At 63.2% G+C, this 1,374-nt stretch carries 1 protein-coding gene and 1 pseudogene; one reads left to right on the top strand and one right to left on the bottom strand.

What is annotated here, in order from left to right:
• Window positions 1-103 precede the first annotated feature (103 nt).
• Window positions 104-367 (top strand): annotated as a pseudogene (locus ABZS58_RS51325) (zinc-binding dehydrogenase); the annotation flags it as partial.
• 519 nt (window positions 368-886) lie between these two features.
• On the opposite strand, the gene ABZS58_RS51330 reads toward ABZS58_RS51325, so the two are convergent.
• A partial coding sequence (locus ABZS58_RS51330; RefSeq protein WP_354792137.1) for a hypothetical protein occupies window positions 887-1,374 on the bottom strand: 488 nt, incomplete at its 5' end.

Genomic DNA, 1,374 nt, shown 5'->3' on the forward strand with positions numbered 1-1,374 from the left:
CGGCACGAGTCATCGTCAACGTCGAACTTCCTGTACTCGCCCTGCTCAGACCATGTTTCAGACCGCTTGTCTCATCTCAGCCTGACAGAGAGGGGGCGGCCGTTACAGGTGTGTCGGTGGATCAGTATCCGCGCTGCTGCGCGTCCTGACCCTCGGCTCACTGACGGGTCTGCTCACGCGTCGACGGCTCAGCGTGCTCGCCGTCAAGGAGGGGCCGGCGCACTTCGAACCGGTGGCCGAACGATGCGCGGCGGGTGACCTCAAGATTCACATCGACCGCACCTTCACCCTCGACGAGGTACCCGAGGCACTGGCCCGGGTGGGCGAGGGACACGCGCTGGGCAAGGTCATCGTCAGCGTGAGCTGACCTTCACCCACGCAGCCTCCACCGACCAGCAGGCGGCATTCGCACAAACGCCGCCGCGCGGGCCGGTGGGTGATGAAGCCGTGTTGATCTCTTTGAGAGCTGATCATGTGCGCGCTATGCCGCTGGCCGAGCACACTGATCTTCAGGCCATCGTCAGCGCTGCGTTGACAATGCGCGGGTGACATGCAGGCGTGCTGGTAACAGCGCTCCGTCATGCCGAATACAGTGCAGCCGATCTTGGCCGGACGGGCCGGCAAGGACCGCGAGCCGAACGGTGCACACCGTAGGACAAACAGGTCGCTGCCCCATAGGCGCTAATTGTGTTCTGAGCGCTGACGACGCGAGTGGCGGAGGGCGACGCGGGACTGCCTGGCCATACGCCGCCCTCTGGCCAGCGACATTGCGTCAGGCGGGCGGAAGGGTGTACCTCGGCGCGATAGTTACTGATCTTCTGCGTGAGCGACGTAGACAGTTGTCAACGGCGCTCGAAACTGGTTCAGGCGTGGTTGACAACAGTTGTCACTGCGCCACAACTTGAATAATCGCGGCCGTCACGCTCGCTGCGGCGGCAATGACAACGCCGAGCGCAACCCACCGCTGCGACCGTTGCTGGTGCTGTGAGTCACGTTCTACACGAGCCTGGCCGCTGACGAAGTCGAGCAACGCCCGCAGGGTCTCAGGGTCCAACTCCTCACCCCGCCCGTCTTGTTGCGAAGTCGGATCGCTTAAGGAGGGCTGACGACCATCGAATCCCTGTTGACCAATGGTTGGCTCGGGCCTAGGGCGACGCAGCGCATATCTGGCGTGGAGCGTGTAGGAGTGTTGAGGGCCGGCATCCGTCTGCTGGACTGAGCCTCGACGGAACAGCCCAGGAAAGAATTTGAGTGTCGCCGTGACGAGCTCTTCGTCGAGTGGGCCTGACCCGTTTTGACGGACATCCGAGATCTGTGGGCTGTGTGCCCGGGAGAGGATGTTCATCATGGAAGGCATGGGTAAGCAGCGGCGGC

Source organism: Dactylosporangium sp. NPDC005555 (assembly GCF_040605635.1).
GTDB lineage: Bacteria > Actinomycetota > Actinomycetes > Mycobacteriales > Micromonosporaceae > Dactylosporangium.